The following is an 8,674-nucleotide window of genomic DNA, read 5'->3' as shown; positions in this document are numbered from 1 at the left end:
CGGGGTGCGCTCCCGCCGGCACCGAGGTCCCAACCGTTCCCGCCCACCCCGCGCAGCCGACGGAGGAGCACCGATGAACTCACTGACGACCGCCCGCGTCGCCCGGGTGCTCAGCCGCCTGCACCGGGAGGCGGAGGCAGCCGACAAGCCCCTGATCGACGGCCTCACCGGCGGTGACCTGTCCGACGAGGACCTGATCCGGCGGACCCTCGAGGAGGAGAGCCGGGACTACCGGGCGTTGTACCACCGGTACGCCGACCACTACTTCTGCGTCTCCCCCACCTTCGGCCAGTTCCTCTACGTCTGCGCCAGGGTCGCCGGCGCCACACGGGTGGTCGAGTACGGCACCTCGTTCGGCGTCTCGGCGCTCTACCTGGCCGCCGCCCTGCGGGACAACGGCGGCGGCCGTCTGATCACCACCGAGCTGGAGCCCGGCAAGGCGGCCGAGGCGCGGAGGAACCTCTCCGAGGCTGGCCTGGACGACCTGGTGGAGTTCCGCGTCGGGGACGCGTTGGAGACACTGCGCGGCGACCTCGGTGGGCCAGTCGACCTGGTGCTGCTGGACGGTGCCTTCTCCCTCTACCTCCCCGTCCTGACGCTCGTGGAGCCGAGCCTGCGTCCAGGCGCGCTCGTCATCGCGGAGAACGCGCTGGACGCGGTGACCGACTACCGCGAGCACGTACGCGACGCCAACGGCGGCTACCTGACCCTGACCGTCCCCGTCGACGGGGGCCGGGGCAACGAGCTGTCGCTGCGCGTCACCTGACCTCGCCAGCCGCGCCGGGCCCCGCTCGAGGAGCCGCCGGGGGCGGCGGGCGCTCTCCCGCCGCCGCGCGGCCCGCCAGCCGGAGGTCCCGGGTGGAGCGGGCCTCGTCCTCGGAACGTCCGACGGGTCGCCCGAGAAGCCGTGAGGTGCCATCGCAGAACGGCGAGTCGGAGGTGGGCAGGACGGACAACGGGTGCCGGGGCACTCGACCGGCCCGTGACCCACCAGGCAGGGCACCACCCGGCTCCCGCACGACGGCCCGGTCGGACGCCGAGCGGGCCCCGGCGAGTACCACCGGTTGCGGCTCGGCTCCCCTCCCGGCGCTACGCCGGCTGGTCCGCCCTCTCCGACGCCGCGCCCGGGAGGTAGACGAGCAGCGACTGGCTCGTGCCGGGCAGGGAAAGGCGTTCGTAGGCCATCGTGATCTCCTGCCCGCCGATCCTCCACCGTTCGTTGCCGGTCGCGCTCGGCAGGCCCGCCGACGCCGCGTACCGCTCGGCGAACTCCGCGCCGGCGGTGGCGGTGAGTTCCCCGACCAGCACGGCGGTGTCCTGGTCACCGAGGTCGGCGGCGGCTCGCAGCGCGGCCACCCGCGCGTCCGCGACCACCGGCCAGTCCGGATAGGTCAGCCTGGCCCGGGCGTCGGTGAAGAGGTACCGGACCAGGTTCGGCCGGGGGTCGTCGAGCAGCCCGGTCGACGCGACCAGCTCCCGGAAGCCGGCGGTGTGGGCGAGGACGGTGGTCCGCGCGTCCAGGACGAGGGCAGGCGCCGGTTCGAGCTGGTCGAGCAGGGCGAGGAGCGTCGGGCGGACCGGCGGGGACGGCGGGGCGGCTGGACTCGACGTCCGGGAGCACGCCATGTCACCCGACTTCGCCAGCCGGTGCAGGTGCGCGTGTTCCTCCGGGGACAACCGCAGCGCGGCGGCGAGCGCCCGCAGCACCGGGACGGAGGGATGCCGGTCGCGGCCCCGCTCCAACCTGGTCAGGTACTCCACGCTGATACCGGCGAGATCCGCGAGTTCGGCGCGGCGCAGGCCGGGGGTGCGTCGTCGCCCGCCCGGGGAGACGCCGACGGTGGTCGGTGCGGTGGCCTCGCGGCGAGCTCGCAGGAAGGCCCCCAGAACGTTCTCGGGCATAACGCTTCATCCTAGGGTCGCCAACAGGCCGTAGCGGGGCTCCGGGAGGGTCTCCCTCACGCGGGATTCCGAGGCCAGGGTGTGTTGGGTGAACGGTTTCCACGAAGGACCACGGACCCCGCTGCGGTTCCGCACGGCGGAGGAGCGCGCACGAGCTCCCCGTCCGATCGCGCCGTCGAGGTCGAGGAGGTGGCGGTGACCATGCGGTACCGGCTGTTCGGGCGGACCGGACTACGCGTCTCCGAGATCGTCCTCGGGACGATGATCCTCGACGACGAGCGGGAGCTGCGGCGGGTCCTGGACACCTACGCCGAGGCGGGCGGCAACTTCGTCGACACGGCCTCCTGCTACGGCAGGAGCGAGGACCTGTTGGGCGCGGTGCTCACCGACCGTGACCGCTTCGTCCTGGGCACCAAGTACACGGTGTCCCACGACCCGGACGATCCGAACGCCTCGGGGAACCACCGGAAGAACCTGGTGGGGTCCCTGGAGCGGAGCCTGCGGCGGTTGCGCACCGACCACGTCGATGTCTACTGGGTGCACGTCTGGGACCGGCACACACCGGTCGAGGAGACGATGCGGGCCCTGGACGACGTCGTCCGGGCCGGCAAGGTGCTCTACGTGGGGGTGTCGGACGCCCCGTCCTGGCTGGTGGCCCAGGCGAACACCCTCGCGGACTGGCGGGGCTGGACCCCGTTCGCCGGTCTCCAGGTCCCCTACAGCCTGATCTGGCGGGACGCGGAACGGGAACTGCTGCCGATGGCCGAGGCGTTCGGCATGAGCGTGACGGCGTGGGCGCCGTTGGGTGGTGGCGCGTTGACGGGCACCTCGACGCGGGCCGCCCCGGAGTCGCTGTCGGCGAAGGACCGGCCCGTCGCCGAGGCGGTGCGGGCGGCAGCCGGGGAACTCGGCGTCTCCGCCGCCCAGGTGGCGCTCGCCTGGACGCGGCGGCGAGCCCCGGTGCTGCCCATCGTGGGGGTGCGCGACGCGGACCAACTGGCGAACAGCCTCGGTGCCGTGGACGTCGTCCTGCCCGACGACGTGGTCGACCGACTGGAGGCGGCGACCGGGTTCGAGGCCGGCTTCCCCGCCGACTTCATCAGCCAGTGCGAAACCGACCCCTTCGTCTTCGGGAACACCGCGCCCGCCGTCGAGGGAAGGCCGCGGTGGACCGGTTCCCCACCGGCCGGCAACGGGTGACGGGCTGACCGCCGGTCGACCGGGATCCGGCGTGGGAGCGGGCCGGTGGTGGCACCCGGCCGCTCCCGGCTCGTCGATCCCGCACGAGGACGCGTGCCCGCCACTCCCGGCGCGGCTCGCCTCCACGGCTCTCCGGACCGTCCGACCGGTTGACGGCCCCTCACGGCGGTCGCCGTCGTGCCCCGTGCTTCCCGCCGCACGTCCTCGGTGGAAGGGTGGGAGAACGGGGAACGACGGAACCGGAGGCACCGATGACACCCACTCCGAGTCGGCTGGTCGTCGACGACGCACTGGCCCGGGACATGGTCGAGTTGCGACGGGCCCTGCACGCCGACCCGGAGGTGGGCCTGGACCTGCCCCGCACGCAGCGGCGGGTTCTGGACGCGGTGGACGGTCTTGGCCTGGAGATCACCACCGGCGGGCGGCTGGGTTCGGTCGTCGCGGTGCTGCGCGGCGGCCGGCCCGGTCCGGTGGTGCTGCTGCGCGGCGACATGGACGCGCTGCCGGTGGACGAGCGGACCGGGCTGCCCTTCGCCTCGACCAACGGGGCGATGCACGCCTGCGGCCACGACCTGCACACGGCGGCGCTCGTCGGCGCGGCCCGGCTGCTCGCCGGGGTCCGGGACACCCTCCCCGGGACGGTCGTGTTCATGTTCCAGCCGGGCGAGGAGGGCTACGACGGCGCGGGCGTCATGCTCGACGAGGGCGTGTTGACCGCCGGGGGCGCGGAACCGGTGGCGGCCTACGGGGTGCACGTGGCGGCCGACATGCCGCGAGGTGTGCTGACGACCCGGCCGGGGCCGATGATGGCGGCGTTCGGCCGGTTGGACGTCACGGTCCGGGGCAGTGGTGGTCACGCGTCCCGCCCGCACCACGCCCTGGATCCCATCCAGGTCGGGGCCGAGGTCGTCACGGCGCTCCAGACCTTCGTCACCCGCCGGTTCGACGTGTTCGACCCGGTCGTGGTGACCGTCGGGGAGTTCCACGGCGGTACCGCGCCCAACATCATCCCCGACTCGGCACGGCTGCGGGCCGGCGTCCGCTGGTTCAGCTCCGAGAACGCGGCCCGGCTGGGCCGGGAGCTACCGGAGCTGGTCCGGGGCATCGTCGCCGGGCACGGGCTGACCGCCGAGGTCACCTTCGAGGAGGTCCTGCCGGCCACCGTCAACGACGCCGACGAGGCCGAGTTCTACGCGCGGACGGCGGTCGGTCTCTTCGGCGCCGACCGGTACCGGCACCTGGACAACCCGCTGACGGGCTCGGAGGACTTCTCCCGGGTGCTGGACCGGGTGCCGGGTTCCTACGGCTTCCTGGGGGCCGCGTCGCCCGACCCCGCCGGGCGGCCGGCGAGCAACCACTCCCCCCGTGCGGTGTTCGACGACGGGATCCTCGCCGACCAGGCGCTGTTCCTGGCCACGCTGGCGCGCGACCGCCTGCACCGGGCGGAGGCGGTCGCGACGGACTGAGCCGAGCCGCGGGGGCGGGGCCGACCGACCACGGCCGTCGGCCCAGGCTGGTCACCGATCCGGTGGTCCGGCCCTCGCCGTGACCGTTCGAGCCCGGGTGGCGCCGCACGCTCCGCTCGCTGGCACGGGACCCGGCAGCACCGCCGGCGGCCGTGACGCCCCGGTGGGGCGACCCCGGGTGCGTTCCGACCGACGTGGACGTGGTGGCGGTTGTCCGTGCCGCGCGCGGGTCGTGGGCCGCCGTGCCCGACCGGCTCCGGAGTTCGCCTCGGAGGTTGAGAGGATCGTCCACAGCCGAGCTCAAGGGATCTCCGTTCCTGGTCCACCGCCGGCCACGCCGCGTACCGTCCGAGGCGGGACGCCCGGGTCGCGTGGGTGCTGATCCGGCCCGCACCCGCGCGGAGGACGCGGGCTGGACCAGCGAGGAGGGCCGTGTTCGTCATCGCCCACGTCAGCGATCCGCACGTGGACGGGAGCGCGGAACGCGCGGACCGGGTCGGACGGGTCGCCCGCTACCTTCGGGGCCTCTCCCGGCCGGTCGACGCGGTCCTGCTCTGCGGGGACATCGTGGACTCCGGTGTCCGGGAGGACTACGAGGAGGTCCTGGCCCTGTTCGCCGGTACCGCCCCCGTGCTGGCGCTGCCCGGCAACCACGACGCCCCCTCGGCCCTGTTCGCCGCGCTGGGCGACCAGCCCGGCCCCTTGTCCGACTCGCCGCACCGGTGTCTCGTCCTCGGCGGGATTCGGTTCGTGTTGCTGGACACGACGGTTCCCGGCCAGGTCGGTGGGGCGCTCGGCGCCGAGGGGCTGTCCTGGCTGGACCGCACCTTGGCGGATCCGGAGGCCGGCGCGGCACGCACCATCGTCGCGATGCACCACCCACCCGTCCCGGTGGGCCACCCCTTCGTCGACGGTGTGGCCCTCGCGGACTCCGCCCCCTTCGCTGAGGTCCTGTCCCGTCATCCCGCCGTCGTCGCGGTGCTGGTCGGGCACGCCCACACGGCCGGGGCGAGCAGCGTGGCGGGTGTGCCGGTCCTGCTCGGCCCCGGCGTCGCGTCCACCCTGGTGCTCCCCTTCGAGTCCCGGCCCGGAGACCACGCCGTGGTGACCTCGGAGGCGCCTCCGGCACTCGCCCTCCACCTGCTCACCGGCCGGCATCTCACCACCCACTTCCGGGTCCTGGGCTGAGCGGGCGCGCATCCACGGACACTGCCCGCGGATGCGCCGGCCCGGTGCGGCCCGCTCGTCGGACCGTTCAGCGGGCGGTGGAGGTTCCGACGGGGAGGTTCGCGGCCCGGAGGCCCAGGCGGGGCTCGTGGACCAGGTAGTGACCGGCGACCGCCTCGCCAGGTGCCGTCGGCGGGTTGTCCTTGGACGTGTTGTGGTGGGTCAGCGGGTTCGCGGAACCCCCGTCGCGTCCGGTGAACCGGTTGGCGATGAACTCGTAGGCCTGGTCGGAGCTGGCGTCGGCCAGGTCCTCGACCCCGGCGACGATGTTGAGGAAGGCGTCGTGCAGCCGCAGCCCGTTGCGTTCGGCACGGGTGAGGGTCTGGGCGTGGTAGAAGTGGTCGTCGCTGGCGCGGTGCGCCTCGTAGAAGAGGGACACCAGAACGAGGAGCCGCTGGTAGGAGTGGCGGTACACCTGTTCGTAGAAGCGCAGGGCGTCGGGTTCGGCGACCTCGCCGCGCAGGACGCTGCCGATGCTGGCCGCACCGATGGGACCGCTGAAGTTGGCGAGGTGGACGCCGGTGGACAGTAGCGGGTCCAGGAAGCAGGCGGCGTCCCCGGCCAGCAGGTACCCCGGCCCGCAGAAGCTGTCGGCGACGTAGGAGTAGTCGGTCTCGACCTTGACCTCCTCCCCCATCTCGGCTCCCGCCAGGACCTCCACGGCCAGCGGGCACTGCTCGACGGCGGCGAGGTAGAGCGACTTCAGATCAGGGTGCCGCCCCCGTTGCTCGTCGAACCAGGTCTTCGCGGACACGTAGCCCACGTTCAGCACCCCTCCGCTGAGCGGGATCAGCCAGAACCAGCCACCCGGCGCCGAGCACACCGCCACCGCACCCTTGGGGCCGCGCCCGATGTCCTTCGCGCCCTTCCAGTAGGACCACACCCCGATGTTCCTGAAGACCTCGTGGAAGCGGCGGTTCCCGAACCGCTGCCGGGACAGCACGCCGGCGCGGCCCGAGGCGTCGACGACGAAGTCGAAGTCGACGTGCCGTTCCTCCCCATCCACCCGGTAGCGGGCCGCGACGGCCCGGTCACCGTCGAACAGGACGTCCCGGACGGTGGCCTCCTCGACCACGCGTGCTCCCACGCTGCGGGAGTGGTCCAGAAGGATCTTGTCGAACTCCGAACGCTCCACCTGCCAGCTGTACTTGTCGATCCCGTCGAGGTGGCTGAAGGGGAGGTCCCACTTCTCGTCACCCCACTCGAAGTAGGAGCCGTGTTTGCGGACGAACCCGGCCGCGTCCACCTTCTCCCTGGCACCGAGCAGGTCCAGGATCCTGAGCACGGACACCGGGAGGGACTCCCCGATGTGGTAGCGCGGGAAGCGCTCGCGCTCGAGCACGGTCACCTCCACGCCCTCCTTGGCGAGCAGGGTCGCGGTCGTCGATCCGGCGGGTCCGCCGCCGATCACCAGCACCTGGGTCTTCTCGGGCACAGTCGATCTCCCGTTCTCCGGAGTGGGGTCGTCGTGGCCGGGAGACCGTCCTCGCGGCCTCCCAGGTCGCGGCCGCCCATCGTCGGTGCCACCCCGGAGATCCCACCGCCGCCCGGATGGACGCGGTGGCCGGGACGGGACGGGACGAGGAGCGGTGCCCCCTCCTGCCGGCGAGCGGTGGGAGGGGTGGTGGTCGGAGTCGTGGCGGCCGTGCGCCACCCGCCACCTCCCGGAATAGTAGGCTCATTACGAATTCCTTTTCTTGGAGGAATCTCTAAGGCGGTGGATCGCGACGTCCCGAGCGGACTACCAGCGTCCTCAGCAGTTCCGTTCGACCGCCGCCGCGCGGGTGTCCACTGAGCACGCGGTTCTCCCGCTATCCGCTGGCGGCCCCCGCCAGGGGTGTTTCCGCCAACCATTCAGAAACCCACGCCCCGGAGCAACCGTCCCTTTTCCCCTGGCCGCCCCTTCGTGCGATCATGCGAGTTCGGGAACACGCACCGGGTGTCGGTGCGGCGATTTCGGGAGGCGATCGGTGAGTGAGACCATCCAGGCGGGCCGGGACGAGGAATCCCGCCCCGCGAACACCCTGAGCGGCGACGAGAGCCTCGTCCTCCCCGAGTTCGACGCTCCGCCGGCGGATCCGTTCGGCCTGTTGCGGCGCTGGATCGCGCTGGCCGAGGAGTACCGGGTCCGGGAGCCACTGGCCGTGTCGCTGGCCACGGCCGACGCGGCGGGGCGTCCGTCGAACAGGGTGGTCCTCGTCAAGGAGATCGTCGACGGCGGCCTGGTGTTCACCAGTCACACCGGGAGCAGGAAGGGGCGGGATCTCGCCGTCCAACCCTGGGCGTCGATGAACTTCTACTGGCGGGAGTCCCTCCAGCAGATCACGCTGGCCGGCCCGGTCGAGGCCCTCCCGGCCTCCCGGTCCGACGAGTTGTTCGCGGAACGACCACTCGCCGCTCAGGCCACCACGGCCGTGTCCGCGCAGAGCACACCGCTGGTCGCGGAGAGCGAGCTGCACACGCGCGCCCGGGAGCTGATCGAGGCGGGCACGGCCCTGCCCCGGCCGGCAGGGTGGGGTGGTTACCGCCTGCTGCCCAGGGAGATCGAGTTCTGGCAGGGGAAGGCGAGCAGGTTGCACCGCCGTCTCTCCTACTCCTGGGAGAACGGCGGGTGGACGTACCGCCGCCTCCAGCCCTGACGTCCGCACGAGCGCGACGGAACGGGGAGGTGCTGAGGTCGCCGTCTCCGAGGTGACCTCGTCACCGGTGCCTCCGCCCCGACACGTCCCCGTCCCACGCGCCACGGTGCGGCGGAGGACGGCTGGCCTCCCCGGCGCCCGGGTCCATGACCGGCCCGGCGCACGGGCACCGGTCCCGGTGCGGGTCGCCGAGCCGCGGCCGCGAGCGCGGACGTGTCGGCGGCTCCCCGGTCGCCGCCT

The 8,674-nt window shown here is 73.1% G+C and carries 7 protein-coding genes; 5 read left to right on the top strand and 2 right to left on the bottom strand.

All coding sequences use genetic code 11. The features are described 5' to 3' along the window. The first annotated feature begins 73 nt into the window (after positions 1–73). Positions 74–766: an O-methyltransferase gene (locus ACTIDRAF_RS0209830; RefSeq protein WP_016698566.1), complete on the top strand. Its 693-nt coding sequence runs from the start codon at positions 74–76 to the stop codon at positions 764–766. A gap of 323 nt (positions 767–1,089) precedes the next feature. On the opposite strand, the gene ACTIDRAF_RS0209825 is transcribed toward ACTIDRAF_RS0209830, so the two are convergent. After that, complete coding sequence (locus ACTIDRAF_RS0209825) at positions 1,090–1,902, bottom strand: helix-turn-helix transcriptional regulator (RefSeq protein WP_016698564.1); 813 nt, start codon at positions 1,900–1,902, stop codon at positions 1,090–1,092. Positions 1,903–2,103: 201 nt separating this feature from the next. On the opposite strand from ACTIDRAF_RS0209825, the gene ACTIDRAF_RS0209820 reads away from it, so the two are divergent. The 3 genes from ACTIDRAF_RS0209820 to ACTIDRAF_RS0209810 all read left to right on the top strand — a co-directional run bounded on the left by ACTIDRAF_RS0209820 (position 2,104) and on the right by ACTIDRAF_RS0209810 (position 5,756). Then, the gene (locus ACTIDRAF_RS0209820) at positions 2,104–3,102 is read left to right on the top strand and encodes an aldo/keto reductase (protein ID WP_039786621.1); all 999 of its coding nucleotides are present in this window, start codon (positions 2,104–2,106) and stop codon (positions 3,100–3,102) included. Positions 3,103–3,353: 251 nt separating this feature from the next. Beyond that, the gene (locus ACTIDRAF_RS0209815; RefSeq protein ID WP_039786619.1) at positions 3,354–4,568 is read left to right on the top strand and encodes a M20 metallopeptidase family protein; all 1,215 of its coding nucleotides are present in this window, start codon (positions 3,354–3,356) and stop codon (positions 4,566–4,568) included. 432 nt (positions 4,569–5,000) lie between these two features. Continuing rightward, positions 5,001–5,756 (top strand): metallophosphoesterase, encoded by a 756-nt coding sequence (locus ACTIDRAF_RS0209810; protein ID WP_016698561.1) that lies wholly within the window; start codon positions 5,001–5,003, stop codon positions 5,754–5,756. Positions 5,757–5,823: 67 nt separating this feature from the next. Here ACTIDRAF_RS0209810 and ACTIDRAF_RS0209805 read toward each other — a convergent pair whose 3' ends face one another. Further along, entirely contained in the window at positions 5,824–7,230 is a 1,407-nt protein-coding gene (locus tag ACTIDRAF_RS0209805) for an NAD(P)/FAD-dependent oxidoreductase (RefSeq protein WP_016698560.1), read from the bottom strand. Between the two features lie 535 nt (positions 7,231–7,765). Between ACTIDRAF_RS0209805 and phzG the strand changes: the two genes are divergently transcribed. Beyond that, complete coding sequence (gene phzG / locus ACTIDRAF_RS0209800; RefSeq protein WP_016698559.1) at positions 7,766–8,434, top strand: phenazine biosynthesis FMN-dependent oxidase PhzG; 669 nt, start codon at positions 7,766–7,768, stop codon at positions 8,432–8,434. Positions 8,435–8,674 lie beyond the last annotated feature (240 nt).

The organism is Actinoalloteichus spitiensis RMV-1378, assembly GCF_000239155.1.
GTDB lineage: Bacteria > Actinomycetota > Actinomycetes > Mycobacteriales > Pseudonocardiaceae > Actinoalloteichus_B > Actinoalloteichus_B spitiensis.
The sequence above is the reverse complement of the archived record's forward strand: the minus strand, read 5'-3'. Positions and strand labels throughout refer to the sequence as shown.

What these genes read in the sequence shown, in the direction of transcription:
- ACTIDRAF_RS0209825 (WP_016698564.1), bottom strand. Translation starts at nt 1,902, where the DNA reads ATGCCCGAGAACGTTCTGGGGGCCTTCCTGCGAGCTCGCCGCGAGGCC.
- ACTIDRAF_RS0209820 (WP_039786621.1), top strand. Translation starts at nt 2,104, where the DNA reads ATGCGGTACCGGCTGTTCGGGCGGACCGGACTACGCGTCTCCGAGATC.
- ACTIDRAF_RS0209830 (WP_016698566.1), top strand. Translation starts at nt 74, where the DNA reads ATGAACTCACTGACGACCGCCCGCGTCGCCCGGGTGCTCAGCCGCCTG.
- ACTIDRAF_RS0209815 (WP_039786619.1), top strand. Translation starts at nt 3,354, where the DNA reads ATGACACCCACTCCGAGTCGGCTGGTCGTCGACGACGCACTGGCCCGG.